This window comes from Natronorubrum texcoconense (assembly GCF_900100335.1).
GTDB lineage: Archaea > Halobacteriota > Halobacteria > Halobacteriales > Natrialbaceae > Natronorubrum > Natronorubrum texcoconense.
On sequence record NZ_FNFE01000001.1, the window covers coordinates 303,399 to 319,766 of the forward strand.

Genomic DNA, 16,368 nt, shown 5'->3' on the forward strand with positions numbered 1-16,368 from the left:
TTTTGTATAGCCCATATCGGTTTATGGCTGTCGTTATCGCGTAAGAGTGGTCGGCACAGGTGCTCGACTCGAGCGTTGAAACGGCCTCTTCGGGCGTCTTCGCCGGTGAAACGGGCTCGACCCGGGTTGCTCGGTCTGAGTGCGTACTGAACGCCGTGGCGGAATGTTGATCTGGCAGTAGAACGTATTTCTTTCGAGACAGTCGACATGTTCATAGGGTTTACAAAAATGGAACATATGTGGGCCAGACACTCCAATCCAAAGAGTGGATGGAGTCGAATGGCCGCAGGGTTCGTGGCCGTGGGCGCACTCTACCATCGGCAATGGAAGTTGCTGGGGCTCACTCTCCTGTTCTTAATCATCAACCCGGTGCTATTCCGCGAACCAAGTGAAGAGTTGGATGACTGGATGTACAAGGTCGTACGTGCTGAAGAACGCTGGACTAACGACGGGCACCGCCTCATCGGTCTCGGCTACCCACAGATCCTCAACACCGTGAGTATTCCAATCGGACTCTATGGTCTCTACGCGGCGTACAAACGCAAGCCTGTCTCAACGTTGGTTTTCACGCTCGCATCACAAGGACTCAACCAGTGGTGTTTGAAGGAAATCATCGAGTACTACGAAGAGGTCGATTCGCAGTAAGAATAGATCCCAAATTGATCCTCCGTCCAGAACGATGTATGCGTCACCTGTGCTGATCGCGTGCAACATCACTGATCTCGGACGACGAAACTGGCTCGCTGCGGCGTCTACCGATAGGCACGTTTCCTCACGCCCGACTCGAGAGCACCCAGAACGCGACGGCCCCGAGCACGAACGCCACGCCGACGTTGACCGCGAGTCCCACCGCACCGACGCCGACGACGACCGCGAGCGACCGCCGGTCCGCGACCGGTTCGAACGCCGCTCGAGCCAACTCGAGTGCGACGACGACGAGCAAGACGCCGAGAACGGCAACCGGGAACGCGGCCAACAGTGCGCCGGTGGCCACCAGCGCGAGCGCGAGGTAACCAACCCCGAGGAGAACGTTCGCACCCCCGGTGCGAGCGCCGAAGGCGTACTTCCCCGCGAGCCCGCCGCTGCCGTGACACATCGGGATCCCGCCGATCGGAATCGCTGCGAGACAGGTCGCGCCCATGCTCCGCGAAAGTGTGTCCGGTGAGACGTCCCGATCGTACAGATCGCCACAGAGCAGGGCCGTCGCGATGGCCGCGTTGCCGACCGTCATCCCCAACTGGGCGACGGTTCCCTCGAGTGCGCCGGTCGAGAGCGTCGGCGTTCCCGCGGGAAAGAGCGCGAGTTCGGGGAGTCGAGGCGTCGGAACGCCGGTCGTCGCGACGGCCGCAACGCTCCCGATGGCGAGAATGAGCAGGACGCTCGCGGCCCGATAACCGACCAACGCCAGACAGCCGACGACGGCCAACCCGGCGACGGCGACCGGCACGTTCCCTGCCGAGAGGCCGACGGCCGCCTCGAGCAACAGGAGGGCGACGGCGAACTGGACGCCCCGGATCACGGGTTCGCCGACCACTCGCTGGAGCTGACCGACGAGCCCCAGTTTCCCCACGGCGAGCAAGACGCCGCCCGCGAGGAGCCCGGCCGCGGCGAGTTCGGGATACGAAAGCGAGCCGACGATCGCGAGCCCGATCAGGGCCTTCATCGGCTCGATGGACATGGGCATCCCGTAGTAGATCCCCCAGACGATCTGAAAGACGCCGAAACCGACCAGCACGTGCGGGAGAGAGACGCTCGTGGTCGCTGCCAGCGCAACCAGTAACGGGAGGACCGTAACCGAATCTCCTAGCGCACCCGTCAGTTCCGACGTCGAGAACTCGAGATCGGATTCGGCCGCAACGCTGGACGAATACGCCATTGACGTCTGCTATGGGCAAGACACACTTCACTGTTGTCCGTAACTGCTTCCGATTTCACCACAGTCTGGCGCTAGCGGATTCAGTTACGTACGCCGACCGAGGTTCGACAGTAAATGGACGGAGCCAACGCGGAGGCGTCGAGCTGGCTACCGCGAGGTCGGTTCCCCGTTTCCGATCGTCTGCGTCGAGGGATTCGCAGTCGATACCACCTCCGGATCGACGCCGTCGGCCGTTCGCGGTTCGGGGAGTTCGTACCCGGTTTCGGTCGCGTAACGCTCGAGATGGGTGTTCAACTCGCCGGCCTGTTCGGTCAGGATCGTCGCGCTGTGGGCCACGTGAGAGAGGGCAACAGCCTGTGCGGCCGCACGCCGGGCGGCCCTGGCCGACATCGTCGCGGTGCCGTCGCTCGTTTCCGCGGCGTCCTCGACGATGGCGACGACCTCCTCGGTCGCCGAAGCCTGTTGTTGGGTCGCCGCGGAGATCTCCTGAACGCCGTCGTTCGTTTGCTCGGCAAGGCCGGCGATCCGCTCGAGCGCGCTCGCCGCGTGCTCGACGTCGTCGACGCTGTCCTCGATGCGGTCGCGGCTGGTTCGAACCTCGTCGGCGGCCGAGATAGCCCGTGTTCGAAGCTGCTCGAGGCGGTCTTCGACCGACTGGACCGAGTCGTAGACCTCCTCGGAGAGGGTCTGGATCTCGTTGGCGACGGCACCGAACCCCTGGTCGGCGCTGTCAGCGGATCGAGAGGCCTCGATGTTGGCGTTGAGCGCCAGCATGTTCGTCTGCTCGGCGATATTGCTGATCGATTCGATGAGGTCGTCGATTTGCTCGGCTTCCGCCTCGAGCTGCTCGATCTCCTCGAGGGTCCGTTCGGTTTCCGTATCGATCACGTCCATCCCTTCGATCGCGTCGCTGGCGGCGCGCTCTCCTTCCTGTCCGACTCTGGCAGTTCTGTCCGCCCTGTCGGCGACTTCGGAGGCCGTCGCGGCGATTTCCTCGATCGTCGTCGAGAACGTCTGCATCTCGGTCGAGACGGTTCGAAGCTGTTCGTGCTGGGCCTCGTTCGTCTCGGCGATGTCGGAGAGCGTCTCGCTCGCGCGGTCACCCTCGGCTCGAACCGTCTCCATACTCGTGTTGAGCTCGTGGCTGTAGGTGACGACCTCGCCGGAGAACGACTTCAGCGTCGCGAACGTGTCCTCGATCTCGGCCAGCATCGCGTTGGAGTTATCGGCCAGTTCGTCGACCGCGTCGTGGGCTCCGGGCTGACCGAACCGCTGGGTGAGGTCGCCATCGGCGACCGACTGCGTCGTTTTCGCGTGTGACTCGACCATCGACTCGAGTTCGGTCAACGACCGATCGGTCCGTTCGCCCCGCGCGAGGCGGTCGCGGACCGACGCGAGCGAGCGCTCGAGTCGTTCGAGTTCGTCGTCTCGCTCGGTGACGAACGAGACGTCGTGGTCGCCCGCCTCGAGACGGACTGCGCGATCGGATACGTCGTCGATCGCCTCCCGCAGGTCGTCGCGCTGGCGCGGTGCGGTTCGCCCGTCCGATACCGCAGCGATCGCCGCGGCAGCCAGCCCAGCGGTGACGACGCCACCGACGGCGACGCCGAATACGGCCGGTGTTAGTTGGTCGAGTGCAACTGCACCGACGCCGACACCGGCCAGACCGACGAGCGTGACGACGATTCCGAAGCCGATCGGCCGCTGAGACTGCATCGCGCTCGGAACCCTCGACTGACGGTCGCCGGCCGTTGCGGGCTCAGTCATCTGACCCTCCGCTCGCGGGCTCGGTCGTCGACTCGGGGTCGCCGAACTGGAACGTCGCCTCCGTGTCGCTTGCGGATGTCGCAGAGCTAGTTCGTCGAATATCGAATCGACAGGCATCGTCACCTTCGTGCATGCACGTCTGCTCTTCGGCGACCAGCTCTTCGTCGAACTGCGCCGCAACGCCCTGAATCGCCCCGCGCGCGACGTCACACAGTTTCCGGTCGGAATCGTACGTGATCCGAACATGGTGGTCGCCGATTCGCTCCGATCGAATCCGCGGCGTCGTCAGCGTCGTCATATCTCGGGTTCGCAACGACGTGTGAAACTGCTGGATATTCGCGATGAGCTCGAGTCCGCTCCACTCGTCGTCGATGTGGAGATCGTAGGTCTCGAGCAGCGCCGGAACGACCCACTTCCCGTACTGGCTCAAGACCGTTCGCGGGCTCTGATCGGTCAGTTCGCCTGCGGTTCGGACGATCTCGTACACGTCGCCGTCCGGATAAACGGTGACGGGCACGTAGACTTTCTCTTCGATGTCCGCTTCGCGCTGGATCGTCAGCCAGGCGTCCTCGCCGTACGTATCCACCACGAACGCCTGTAGCGTCTTCAGAATAATGCCGTGCATTCGGTCCCCCGTTCTGCCCCGAGATGGTCTGTCGCCCCTGAGTTATCATATCTCACGATTGTATTACTCTACCAGTAGTGGTCCTTAGCGGTTCACCCTGCACTGTTGGGTAGTTCCGGTCGTCGACGGTGACATGGCTACTCGCTCGAGTGCGGCGAGCGATGGTTTCTGGGACGAGGGGAGGTTAGCAAACCCTATACCGATATACAAAATCGCCGAGGCCGACGACTCGTCGGCCATATCGCGGTACGACTCGAGTGCCGCGTGGTCCGAGCCGTAGTACGTTGCCGTAACTCACGAGCGTCGTGTCCGCGCCCGTTTGGACCACTCGTTCGGTGTTCCCAGCAATGACCGTCCCGAGGCTGTCGTCGTCGACGGTGCCGCCGTCGAACGAGGTCGCGAGTGGAACGCCAGCGCCATGCAGGAACGCTCGTGGGGAGGTCGAAGCTACCGGTCGGATACTCGCGACGGATTCGCGACGACGAAACTGTTTTGAACTGTCACGTGGCTGTGGTGGGTATGGAGATTCGCCGTCTGCGGGGGAGTTCGGATGCTCGCGCGATCGTTCGAATCAACGTGGCGGCGATGCGTGCGGCCTACGACGAGTTGCTCCCTGCCGACGTCCTCGAGCAGTTCGATTCTGATCCACCCGACGAGGCCGTCCGGGAGTACGCTGCTCGGTTACGCGAGGATCGAGACGGCATCGCTCTGGCCGACGTCGACGGCGCCGCCCGCGGTTACAGCTATTTCCGCTGGGGCGACGACACCAAGTCGTTCGTCGGCCCGAGCGAGGCCGGCCTCAAGGAGCTCTACGTCGAACCAGAGTACTGGGGCGAGGGCGTCGGTACCGCGCTGTTCGAGTACGGACTCGATAGCCTCCCGGCCTCGGTCGATCGCGTGAAACTCGAGATGCTGGACGGAAACGATCTCGGCCACCGGTTCTACGACGCCCGCGGCTTCGAACGGACGGGCTCGAGCGAGTTCGAGATCGGCGGCGAGTCGTATCCGACGGCGATCTACACGCTCGAACTGTGAACTGTCGCGGTCGGCGCGTCAGAACCGTTCCCAGCGATCACCTGCTCGAGCGACGCGCCGACAATCAGCACGTCTAAGCCGTCCCGATTTGACCACTCGAGCGTGAGCGACCTCGGCAAAATCGATCGACCGTTCTTCGAGCGCCACGTCGCGCCGAACCTCGGCGCGGATCGAACCGACGTCGCCGTGGGGCCGCGCCACGGCGTCGACTTCGGCGTCCTCGATATCGGCGGGCAGGCGCTGGTGACCGCGACCGATCCCCTGTCGATCCTCCCGGCGTTGGGGTTCGAGCGAGCGGGCCGGTTCGCCCTCGATCTCGTGCTCGCGGACGTCGCCGTTAGCGGCATCGCGCCGTCGCATCTCTCGATCTGTTTCACGCTGCCCGAGACGATGACCGACGAGCAGTTCGCCACCGTTTGGGAGGCGATCCACGCGGAGTGTGCAGATCTCGGCGTGGCCGTGGTGACCGGCCATACGGCCAGATACTCGGACCCCTCCCATCCGTGGGTCGGCGCGGCGACCGCGATGGGCGTCGGGGACCACGCGGATATCGTTCGCCCCGACGGAGCCAGTGTGGGTGATCGACTCCTCCTGACGACCGGTCCCGCCGTCGAGTCGGTCGGACTGTTGAGTACCCTCTTCGGCGACCAACTCGAGCTCCCCGACGGCGTCGTCGCGGACGCACAGGATCGACTCGAGGAGGTCTACTGCGTTCGGGACGCCCTCGCGGCGGCCGCCGCGGGTCCCGTGACGGCGATGCACGACGTGACCGAGGGCGGCCTCGCGGGCGCGTTGAACGAGATGGCCGACGGTGCGGGGGTTCGGTTCGCGGTCGATAGAGCGGCCGTCCCGATGCGTCCCGGCGTGCGGGAGGTGTGTGAGGCCCTCGAGATCGACCCGTGGGCGGCGACCAGCAGCGGGTCGCTGTTGATCGCCGTCGATCCTGCGGGTGTCGACGCGGTTCGCGAGGCGCTCGAGGATCGGGACACCGTCGTCGCCGACATCGGCCGCGTCGAGGCTGAGAGTGGTGAGAAAGGGGAGGGGGAAGTCGTCGTCGATGGGGAGCGACTCGAGCACCCGAGCGTCGACCCGTCGTGGGCCGCGTACGCCGAACTGGCCGACGCGGCGAGCGATTAAATTGTGTATCGCTTGCGGTGGCGCGCGCTGTGTCGCGGTGAGCGAATCGGCTGAGGAGGATGTGAAATTCCTCGTTTCCAGTACGAGCAGCGGGTAGAACCCGTCGGAAGTGTTCGCAACTATCCAACCGACGTGGCGGCAATGATTTCCACGCCCTCCCCAGCCGACTCGTTCACTCCCTCCGGTCGTTCACTCGTCCCTCGCGTGGGTAGCGCCGCAGTTCGTTCGTCACTCACTGCGGCTCCGCACGCGCCACCGCCGTCGGCTGAGTAGGCTGGGACGAGACGGCATCCGAATCGATTCTCAGGATCGCTTACCACGACCACTTTGTATAACCGGGGAATACCTACGCGTATGAGAACGCCAGCACCCGAGACTCGGCCGGTAGGATTGACGATCGCGGGGAGCGACTCCGGCGGCGGCGCCGGGATCCAGGCCGACCTCGCGACGATGGCCGCCCACGGCGTCTTCGGGACGTCCGCGATCACCGCCGTAACCGCCCAGAACACCCGCGGCGTCGAGTCCTCGCACGTCCTGCCGCTCGAGGAGATCGAGGCCCAACTCGAGGCCGTCACCGACGACTTCGACGTCGGGGCCGCGAAGACGGGGATGCTCGCGACGACCGACGTCGTTCGTTTCGTCGCCGACCGCGCGGAGTCCTTCGAGTTCCCGCTGGTCGTCGACCCCGTGATGGTCGCGACCTCCGGCGACCGCCTGCTCGAGCCCGAAGCCGAACGCGCCTACGAGGATCTGCTGAGTGCGGCGACGCTGGCGACGCCGAACGCCGACGAGGCCGAGGTGCTGACCGATATCGAGGTCGCCGACGAGGAGAGCGCCCGCGAGGCGGGCGAAGCGATCCTCGAGACGGGCGTCGACGCGGTGCTCGTCAAGGGCGGGCACATCCCCGGCGAGCAGGTTCGGGACACGCTCGTCACGAACGACGCCGTGCGCGTGTTCGAGCATCCGCGTATTCGGACGGAGGCGACCCACGGCTCCGGCTGCACGCTCGCCGCGGCCATCGCGGCCCGCTTGGCGAAGGGGGAACCGCTCGAGCCCGCCGTCGAGGGTGCGACGAACTTCCTCGCCCGCGCGGTGCGGTACTACTACGACGTTGGGGAGGGCCACGGCGCGGTCAACCACCTCGTCGACCTGCGAAACGAGGCGAGCCGGAACCTGACCGCCGAGGAGGTGCAGGCGGTCGTCGACCGGTTCGTCGAGCGCGACGTCTCCCTCCTCGTCCCCGAGGTCGGGATGAACGTCGTCGGCGCGACCCCCGCAGCCGAATCCGTCGCGGATACCGCGGCCGTCGAGGGCCGGATCACGCGGACGCTCTCGGGCGTCCAACCGAATCGCGGCGTCCGATTCGGGGCCTCGAGCCACGTCGCCCGATTCCTCCTCTCGGCCCGCGAGTTCTTCCCGAACCTCCGGTTTGCCGTCAACTGCCGCTTCGGCCCGGACGTCGAGGACGCCCTCGAGGACCTCGAGTGGCGACTCGCGGCGTACGACCGAGACGAGGAGCCGATGGACGCCAAAGAGGCCGAAGGCGACACGATGAGCTGGGGTGCCCGGCAGGCCTTCGGCGACCGCGAGGAGCCGCCGGCGGCCGTGATCGACCGCGGCGACGTCGGCAAGGAGGCGATGACGAAAGTCATCGCGAGCGATCCAGAAACGCTCGCGGATCGAGTGCTGGAACTCGAGGAGGCGCTCGATACCGACGGCGAACTGGCGCTCGAGGACGAGGTGACTCGATGAGTCCCACCGAGCTCGAGGTCGGCATCATTCTCCCCCAGTACGGCACCGATATCGACACGGTTCGCGAGACGGCGCTCGAGGCCGAAACGCTCGGCTACGACGCGGTGTGGCTCGAGGATCACTTCCAGTCGTGGATCGGCGACCCGCGCCGGGCGACCCACGAGTGCTGGACGACGCTCAGTGCGATCGCCGAAGCCACCAACGAGATCCGACTCGGAACGCTCGTCACGAGCCAGTCCTACCGCCATCCCGCCGTGCTGGCGAAAATGGCGGCGCAAGTCGATCAAATCAGCGAGGGGCGGCTCGAACTCGGCCTCGGCGCGGGTTGGTACGCTGAGGAGTACGACCGCTTCGGCTACGAGTTTCGGGAGCCGCCGGCCGAACGGCTCCGTCGGCTCGCCGAAACCGTCGAAATCCTGCAGGGGCTGTGGACGAACGAGACGTACAGCCACGAGGGCGAACACCTCGAAATTGACCTCGAGGATGCGTTCTGTGAACCGCAGCCGGTCCAGAACCCTCACCCGCCGATCTGGATCGGAGGCGGCGGCGAGCAGTTTACCCTCCGGTACACCGCCGAACTGGCCGACGGCTGGAACTACGGCACCCTCGAGCCCGCGGGCTTTGCCGACAAACTCGACGTTCTGCGCGAGCACTGCGAGAGCGAGGCGCGATACGACGAGATCCGCAAGTCCGCCGAACTGTTCGTTTTCGTCGGCGAGACGACCGAGGCGGCCGAACGAAAGCGCGAGCAGTTCCGAGACGAGTTCCTGCCCGACGAGCCCACCGAGCCCCGGGAGTTCTTCCTGGCGGGGTACGTCGAGAGCGCGCCGACGGGGACGCCGAAAGAGGTGCGCGACCGACTCGAGGAGTACGCCGACGTCGGTATCGAGACGGTGATGCTGGCTGTGCCGGACGCGGCCGACGACGGCGACGAGAGTCTGGCGCGGTTAGCCGACGAACTGCTCGAGTAGGGCACCACCGGTAGCCGGAACCCGTACGTTCTTTCTCGAGGACTGGATACCACACTGTATGGTCGAGAACCCGTTCGATGTCGAGATTCGCGTCGGCGAGGTACTAGAGGCAGAAGCGTTCACCGAGGCGAACAAGCCGAAGATGACCAAGCTCTGGATCGACCTCGGCGAGGACCACGGCGAGATCCAGTCCGCCGCGCAACTGGATCACCACTACGACCCCGAGGAACTCGAGGGGCGACAGGTGCTCTGTGCGACGAATCTCGGCTCGGTTCGGATCGCCGGATTCAAATCCGAGGCGCTGACCGTCTGCGTCCCCGGCGAGGAGGAGTACCCAGTGCTCGTAGAACCGGACAGGGACGTCCCGCTCGGCGGCTTGCTGTTCTGATCGCGATCGGTTCGGCTCCTTGGAATTCGCGCCATCCGACAGTAACACTATCTGTTCGGCCACCGTCACGACCCCCTATGGGTGGCGAACCGCCGCCGGCCGAGGGGACTAACGTCGAAGGCGAGTCCCCGGATGCCGAACCGACGGTCGAGACGGACGACGCGACGATCACCGACGACGCCGAACTCGAGCGAACGCTCGGCCTCTCTGGCGGCCTCGCGATCGGAATCGGGACGATGATCGGCGCGGGCATCTTCGTCTTTCCGGGGCTGGCGGCCGGGCAGGCGGGCCCGGCCGCGGCGGGGTCGTTCGCCATCGGGGCCGTCGTCGCCCTGCTGGTCGCCCTGCCGACCTCCGAACTGGCGACGGCGATGCCGAAAAGCGGCGGCGGCTACTACTTCATCTCTCGAGCGCTCGGCACGCTCGCCGGTGCCGTCGTCGGGCTCTCGCTGTGGTTCGGACTCGTGTTCGCGACGGCCTTTTACCTCGTCGGCTTCGGCTACTACGCCGTCGATACGCTCGCCGAACTCGGCATCGCGGTCGGCGACGGACTGGTCATCCCCATCGCCTTGCTGTTCGGTGCGGGCTTTACCGTCCTGAACGTCACGGGGACCGAAAACGCCGCAAAGCTCCAGAACGGGATCGTCGCCCTGTTGTTGTCGATTCTCGTCGCGTTCCTCGGCTACGGCGGTCTCGATGCGGTCGGACTGGTCGGCGAGTCGGCAGCGCCCGAGCAGTTTGCCCCGTTCGGGACGCTGCCGATTCTGACGACCGCGGCGCTCGTCTTCACCTCGTATCTCGGCTTCGCACAGGTGGCGACCGTCGCCGGCGAGATGAAAGATCCCGGCCGGAACCTGCCGCTGGCGATGGTCGGTTCCGTCCTCGCCGTCGGTATCCTCTACGTGGTAACGATCTTCGTCGCGACGAGCGCGTTCGGCAGCGAGACGCTCGCGGGATTCGGCGAGACCGCGATGGTCGAGGTCGGCCGCCACTATCTCGGTGCCGCCGGCGCGTTCGCCATCGTCTTCGGCGGCCTGCTCGCGACGATGTCCAGCGCCAACGCCTCGATTCTCAGCACGTCGCGAGCGATCTACGCCGTCTCGAGGGACGCCTTGCTCCCGAAACGAGCGAGTCGGATCAACCTCCGGTACGGCACGCCCCACGTCGCGCTCGGGCTGGCCGGCGGCCCCATCCTCGTCCTGACCGCGACCGGGCGCGTCGAACTGTTGGCCGAAGTCGCCTCGTTCCTCCACCTCATCATGTACGGACTGATCTGCGTCGCGCTGATCGCGTTGCGCCGCAACGAACCGGAGTGGTACGATCCCGACTTCCGGGTGCCCGGCTACCCCGTCGTGCCGGCGCTCGGTGCCATCGCCAGTTTCGCTATGATCGGGTTCATGCAGCCCACCTCGCAGCTCGTCGGCGTCGGCATCATGCTCACGACCGCCGGGTGGTACGTCTATTACGCTCGGGACGTGAACCTACGAGGTGAACTATGACCCGCGTTCTCGTTCCGCTGGCGGTTCTCAAGGGCCAATCGGTCTCGCCCGGACTGGAGACGCTGCTCGAGCCGGTCGACGTCACCGTACTCGGCTACCACGAACTCCCCGAACAGACGCCGCCTGATCAGGCCCGAATACAATACGAGGTGCGGGCGACCAAGGCCCTCGAGGACCTCGTCGAGCGGTTCAAGGCCAGCGGTGGCGAGGCGGACCACCGGCTCGTGTTCACCCACGATCGCGAGCAGACGATCGACCGCATCGCGACCGAAACGCGGGCGGACGCCTACACCATACCAGGCGCGAGCGGGCAGATCGAACGAGTCCTCGTCACGCTGACGGGCGACGTGGCCGTCGATCGGATCTGCTCGTTCGTCGGCGACCTGGTCGGACCGCGAGAAATCGGCGTGACGCTCTTTCTGGCGACCGACGACGAGGCGTCCGGGCGGGAACTGCTCGAGGCGGCCGCCGAAACGCTCTCCGCCCGCGAGATCGATGTCAGAACTGAACTCGCGGTCGACAGACCGCCGTTCGAGGCACTGCTCGAGACCGGAGTCGACCACGACGCCATTGTGGTCGGCAAGCGAGCCCCCTCGCTTCGGTCGTTGCTCTTCGGCGAGGAGGCCGAGCGAATCGCCGTCGAGTCCGTCGCGCCGGTGCTCGTCGTTCGGAACATCGATGTCGACGAAACGGCGACCGCTGGTGGGACTGAAGGCGAGGGCCTCTAGGAGGCCCCGTCGTTCTCGTCGCTCTTTTCGACCGTCTCGACCACGTCCGTCACCGTCACTTCAGCCGCCGTCGTTTCTCCGTCGCCACCCTTCGCCGCTGGCTCGAGGTACTCACCGCGAATCACGAGCACCGGATCGACCGTCCGCTTTGCCAGCCGTTCCGCACGGTCTCGGAACACGTACCGATGGATCGACGGCCGACTCTCGCCGACGACCAGCAGGTCGTGGTCGTCCGCGGCCTCGAGGATGGCGTCCGTCGGCGAGCCGTCGACGACCAGCCGGCGATCGACGCGACTCGAATCCACGCCCTCGTCGACGAGCGCGGTCGCCGCCGTCTCGAGCAGTTCCGTTCCCGCATCGCGACGCGACTCGTCGCTCGCGACGTGCAACAGCGTCACCTCGAGGTCGGTTCCCTCGAGGACGGTGCTGACCAGACGGGCGATGTGATCGACGTTGACGTCGCTCCTGATCGCGACGAGGACCGACTCGAGGACGGGCGCCGGGTTGACCAACAGAACGGCGTCGCAGGATTCGTCTACGGTGACCCGCTCGAACGTTTTCAGCCGGTCGTGGGTAAAGGCGACTCGAGAGGTCACGTCACAGCCGGCCGTCTCGAACACCGATCGGAGCGTCTCGAGCTCCGTCCGGACGCGGTCGCCGTACTGGTCGCGGGCCTGTTCGGGTGCGGTCTGGTCGGGTACCTCGCGGTAGCCGAGCAGGACGACCGGGACCGACGCGAGCGCGTCGACGACCGTCGACGGCACGCTCTCCCCTTCGAGGACGTCGATCGGAACCAGTACGCGATGATCGCGGGGTGATGACATGACTGGCAGGTGGGGCGTGCTACCACGGTGGGCCACATATAGCCCCGCCAGCGGATCGTGTATGTCTCGATACCGTGACTGTCGTTAGCTCGCCGCTCTCGCGTCTCCGCGACCCGGACACCGGGAACCCGCAGGATTTTAGCGGTGGCCGAACAGTCACCCACCATGACCGAGGCGACGGGTATCGTCGGGGAGTTCTTCTCGCTCAAGGAGGACACCGACGCCGACGTGCTGGCGATGCAGTGTGGCGACTTCTACGAGTTCTTTGGCGACGACGCCGAACTCGTCAGCGACGAACTCGATCTGAAAGTCTCGCAGAAATCCTCTCACGGCTCGTCCTACCCCATGGCCGGCGTCCCACTGAAAGACCTCACGCCGTATCTCAAGGCCCTCGTCGAGCGCGGCTACCGGGTCGCCGTCGCCGATCAGTACGAGACCGAGTCGGGCCACGCCCGCGAGGTCGTCCGCGTCGTGACGCCGGGGACGTTGCTCGAGACGAGCGACGCGGACGCGCAGTATCTCGCAGCCATCGTCGACGGCTCGAGTGTGGGCGGTACGGATGCCGGCTACGGACTCGCGTTCGCCGACGTGACGACGGGCCGGTTTCTCGTGGCCGACGCCGAGGACGCCGACGACGCGCTGACGGAACTGTACCGGTTCGATCCCGTCGAGGTGTTGCCCGGGCCCGACGTGCGGTCGGACGACGAGGTGCTGAGCATGGTCCGCGAGCGCGTCGACGCGGCGCTGACGCTCCACGACACGGAGTCGTTCGCGCCCAAGCGGGCGGCTCACACCGTTCGCGAGCAGTTCGGCCAAGAGACCGTCGACCGCCTGTCCGTCGGCGAGTCGACCCTCGCGGCGGCCGGCGCGATCCTCGCCTACGTCGAGGAGACCGGAACCGGCGTGCTCGCCTCGATGACCCGCATCCAGGCCCACCACGGCGACGACCACGTCACGCTGGACGCGACTACCCAGCGCAACCTCGAGCTAACCGAAACGATGCAAGGCGATCGGGACGGGTCGCTGTTCGACACGATCGACCACACCGAGACCAGCGCCGGCGGTCGGCTGCTAAAGGAGTGGCTCCAGCGGCCGCGCCGATCGCTCGAGACGCTCGAGCGCCGTCAGGAGAGCGTGGCAGCGCTGTCGTCGGCCGCGTTGGCGCGCGACGAGTTACAGGACTCGCTGGGCGACGCCTACGACCTGGCGCGACTGGCTTCGAAGGCGAGCCACGGCAGCGCGGACGCCCGAGACCTGCTTGCAGCGGGCGAAACGCTGGCCGTCCTTCCGTCGCTGGCCGACACCATCGATTCCGCGCCCGACCTCGCCGAGTCGCCGCTCACCGAAATCGTGAATCGTCCGGATCGCGAGGCCGCCGACGCACTTCGGGGAACGCTCGCGGAGACCATCGCCGACGATCCGCCGTCGACGGTGACCCAGGGCGGGCTCCTCCAGCGGGGGTACGACGACGAACTGGACGAGGTGATCGACCGCCACGAGGAGGTCGAGGGATGGCTCGACGGCCTCGCCGATCGCGAGAAGCGCCAGCACGGGCTGAGCCACGTCACCGTCGATCGGAACAAGACCGACGGCTACTACATCCAGGTCGGGAAGTCGGCGGCCGACGGCGTCCCCGACCACTACGAGGAGATCAAGACGCTCAAGAACTCGAAACGGTTCACGACCGACGAGTTGGAGGAAAAAGAGCGGGAAATCCTGCGCTTAGAGGAACGGCGCGGCGACCTCGAGTACGAACTCTTCGAGGAACTGCGCGAGGACGTGGCCGGCCACGCGGAGTTGCTGCAGGACGTCGGTCGAACGCTGGCGACCGTCGACGCGCTCTCGAGTCTGGCAACCCACGCGGCCGAGAATCGGTGGGTACAGCCCAACTTACACCGCGAGGATCGCCTCGCGATCGAGCAGGGCCGTCATCCGGTCGTCGAGCAGACGACGGAGTTCGTCCCCAACGACGTGCGAATGGACGAGAAACGAGGCTTTCTGGTCGTCACCGGTCCCAACATGTCCGGGAAGTCGACCTACATGCGACAGGTCGCCTGCATCGTCCTGCTCGCACAGGTCGGGAGTTTCGTCCCCGCCAAGAGCGCGGAGATCGGACTCGTGGACGGGATCTTTACCCGCGTCGGCGCGCTCGACGAACTCGCACAGGGTCGGTCGACCTTCATGGTCGAGATGAGCGAACTCTCGAACATCCTCCACACCGCGACCGAGGAGTCGCTCGTGATTTTGGACGAAGTAGGGCGGGGAACCGCGACCTACGACGGCATCTCGATCGCCTGGGCCGCGACGGAGTACCTCCACAACGAGGTCAGAGCGAAGACTCTCTTCGCCACCCACTATCACGAACTGACCGGACTGGCCGAGAACCTTCCTCGGGTCGCCAACGTCCACGTCGCGGCCGACGAACGCGACGGCGACGTCACCTTCCTCCGGACGGTGCGCGACGGGCCAACCAACCGCTCTTACGGGATTCACGTCGCCGACCTCGCGGGCGTTCCGGACCCCGTCGTCGACCGGTCGCGGGACGTGTTAGACCGACTCCGCGAGGAGAAGGCGATCGAAGCGAAAGGCGGGTCCTCGAGCGACCCCGTCCAGACGGTGTTCGACCTCGGCGACGGCGAGTTTCGGGGTCCGGCCAACGCAGACGGTGGGAAACCGGAAGACGGGGGCGAGTCCCTCGACCCCGAAACCGAGCGCGTCCTCGAGGACCTCGAGACCCTCGACGTCAACACGACGCCGCCGATCGAACTGGTGTCGAAAGTCCAGGAGTTACAGGAGCGACTCGAGGACGACTAGTCGCTGCTCGCGGTGGCTATTGCGATACGAGATCACCCGACTGCGGGGCTACATATCGGTACAACTATGTCTCGATGGGTTACGAGTTAACACGATGCACGAACCGGATTTCGACGTCGCGGGGAAGACCGCGATCGTCACGGGAGCGAGTCAGGGAATCGGCCAGGCAATCGCGGAGACGCTCGCAGCGAGCGGCGCGGACGTGGCGATCTGTTCGCGGTCGATGGACCGCGTCGGTCCCGTCGCCGAGGGGATCAACGAGGCTGAAGACGCGGGCGACGCGCTCGCCGTCGAGTGTAACGTCCGCGAGCGCGAGCAGGTCCAGAATCTGGTCGACGAAACCGTCGACGAGTTCGGCGATATCGACGTGCTAGTCAACAACGCCGGCGGCGAGTTCGTCGCGAACTTCGAGGACATCTCGGCCAACGGGTGGCAGACCATCATCGACCTCAACCTCAACAGTACCGTCCACTGCACGCAACTCGCCGGCGAGGTCATGCGCGAGGGGTCGGGTGGGGTCATCATCAACCTCTCGAGCGTGAACGGCCAGCACTCGGCGCCCGGCGAGAGCCACTACGGCGCGTCGAAAGCGGCGATCATCCGTCTCACCGAGACGCTGGCGACGGAATGGGCCGACGACGGCATCCGCGTCAACTGTATCGCCCCCGGTCTGATCCAGACCCCCGGCGTCGCCGAGACGCTCGGTATCGACAGCGAGGCGATGCCGCCCCGCGAGAAGACCGACCGACGCATCGGCCATCCCGAGGAGATCGCCGACGTCGCGCAGTTCCTCTCGAGTCCCGCCGCCTCGTTCATGAACGGCGAGACGGTGACGGTGAAGGGCGTGCCGCGGGCCGGCAACTCGATGTCCCAGGATCTGGGTCTCGAGTAGCCCTTTTACCTTTTCTATAATAGATGATTTTATCTTACAAGGGTGAGAATCAACCAGTAT

The 16,368-nt window shown here is 65.8% G+C and carries 14 protein-coding genes; 10 read left to right on the forward strand and 4 right to left on the reverse strand.

The genetic code is table 11. The features are described from left to right. Positions 1 to 228 precede the first annotated feature (228 nt). Positions 229 to 645 (forward strand): DUF6653 family protein, encoded by a 417-nt coding sequence (locus BLT08_RS01400; RefSeq protein WP_342707631.1) that lies wholly within the window; start codon positions 229 to 231, stop codon positions 643 to 645. A gap of 127 nt (positions 646 to 772) precedes the next feature. Here the strand turns inward: BLT08_RS01400 and BLT08_RS01405 are convergent, their stop codons facing one another. From BLT08_RS01405 to BLT08_RS01415, 3 genes are all read right to left on the reverse strand, one after another. Next, positions 773 to 1,876 carry a putative sulfate/molybdate transporter gene (locus BLT08_RS01405; protein ID WP_090303013.1) on the reverse strand — a complete coding sequence of 368 codons (1,104 nt, stop codon included), beginning with the start codon at positions 1,874 to 1,876 and terminating at the stop codon, positions 773 to 775. A gap of 147 nt (positions 1,877 to 2,023) precedes the next feature. Further along, positions 2,024 to 3,643, reverse strand: coding sequence for a methyl-accepting chemotaxis protein (locus tag BLT08_RS01410; protein WP_090303014.1), 1,620 nt, complete (start codon positions 3,641 to 3,643; stop codon positions 2,024 to 2,026). Next, positions 3,636 to 4,268: a heme NO-binding domain-containing protein gene (locus BLT08_RS01415; RefSeq protein WP_090303015.1), complete on the reverse strand. Its 633-nt coding sequence runs from the start codon at positions 4,266 to 4,268 to the stop codon at positions 3,636 to 3,638. Before BLT08_RS01415 ends, BLT08_RS01410 begins: the two co-directional genes overlap by 8 nt. 519 nt (positions 4,269 to 4,787) lie before the next feature. Between BLT08_RS01415 and BLT08_RS01420 the strand changes: the two genes are divergently transcribed. The 7 genes from BLT08_RS01420 (at position 4,788) to BLT08_RS01450 (ending at position 11,778) form a co-directional block, all read left to right on the forward strand. Beyond that, positions 4,788 to 5,303 (forward strand): GNAT family N-acetyltransferase, encoded by a 516-nt coding sequence (locus BLT08_RS01420; RefSeq protein ID WP_090303016.1) that lies wholly within the window; start codon positions 4,788 to 4,790, stop codon positions 5,301 to 5,303. 102 nt (positions 5,304 to 5,405) lie between these two features. Then, a complete protein-coding gene (locus BLT08_RS01425; RefSeq protein WP_090303017.1) occupies positions 5,406 to 6,440 on the forward strand; it encodes a HypE family hydrogenase expression/formation protein in 1,035 nt (344 codons plus the stop codon). Positions 6,441 to 6,794: 354 nt separating this feature from the next. Next, positions 6,795 to 8,192, forward strand: coding sequence for a bifunctional hydroxymethylpyrimidine kinase/phosphomethylpyrimidine kinase (gene thiD / locus BLT08_RS01430; protein ID WP_090303018.1), 1,398 nt, complete (start codon positions 6,795 to 6,797; stop codon positions 8,190 to 8,192). Next, a complete protein-coding gene (locus BLT08_RS01435; RefSeq protein WP_090303019.1) occupies positions 8,189 to 9,163 on the forward strand; it encodes a TIGR03560 family F420-dependent LLM class oxidoreductase in 975 nt (324 codons plus the stop codon). Before thiD ends, BLT08_RS01435 begins: the two co-directional genes overlap by 4 nt. Before the next feature lie 58 nt (positions 9,164 to 9,221). Continuing rightward, positions 9,222 to 9,551 carry a tRNA-binding protein gene (locus BLT08_RS01440; RefSeq protein WP_090303020.1) on the forward strand — a complete coding sequence of 110 codons (330 nt, stop codon included), beginning with the start codon at positions 9,222 to 9,224 and terminating at the stop codon, positions 9,549 to 9,551. Positions 9,552 to 9,628: 77 nt separating this feature from the next. Continuing rightward, on the forward strand, positions 9,629 to 11,050 hold the full coding sequence (locus BLT08_RS01445) for an APC family permease (RefSeq protein ID WP_090303021.1): 1,422 nt from the start codon (positions 9,629 to 9,631) through the stop codon (positions 11,048 to 11,050). Further along, positions 11,047 to 11,778 carry a universal stress protein gene (locus BLT08_RS01450; protein ID WP_090303022.1) on the forward strand — a complete coding sequence of 244 codons (732 nt, stop codon included), beginning with the start codon at positions 11,047 to 11,049 and terminating at the stop codon, positions 11,776 to 11,778. Before BLT08_RS01445 ends, BLT08_RS01450 begins: the two co-directional genes overlap by 4 nt. Here BLT08_RS01450 and BLT08_RS01455 read toward each other — a convergent pair. Next, positions 11,775 to 12,602: a universal stress protein gene (locus tag BLT08_RS01455; RefSeq protein WP_090303023.1), complete on the reverse strand. Its 828-nt coding sequence runs from the start codon at positions 12,600 to 12,602 to the stop codon at positions 11,775 to 11,777. The genes BLT08_RS01450 and BLT08_RS01455 overlap by 4 nt on opposite strands. 165 nt (positions 12,603 to 12,767) lie before the next feature. Between BLT08_RS01455 and mutS the strand changes: the two genes are divergently transcribed. Both mutS and BLT08_RS01465 read left to right on the forward strand, forming a co-directional pair. After that, positions 12,768 to 15,416: a DNA mismatch repair protein MutS gene (gene mutS / locus BLT08_RS01460; RefSeq protein ID WP_090303024.1), complete on the forward strand. Its 2,649-nt coding sequence runs from the start codon at positions 12,768 to 12,770 to the stop codon at positions 15,414 to 15,416. 94 nt (positions 15,417 to 15,510) lie between these two features. Continuing rightward, the gene (locus tag BLT08_RS01465; RefSeq protein ID WP_090303025.1) at positions 15,511 to 16,308 is read left to right on the forward strand and encodes an SDR family NAD(P)-dependent oxidoreductase; all 798 of its coding nucleotides are present in this window, start codon (positions 15,511 to 15,513) and stop codon (positions 16,306 to 16,308) included. Positions 16,309 to 16,368 lie beyond the last annotated feature (60 nt).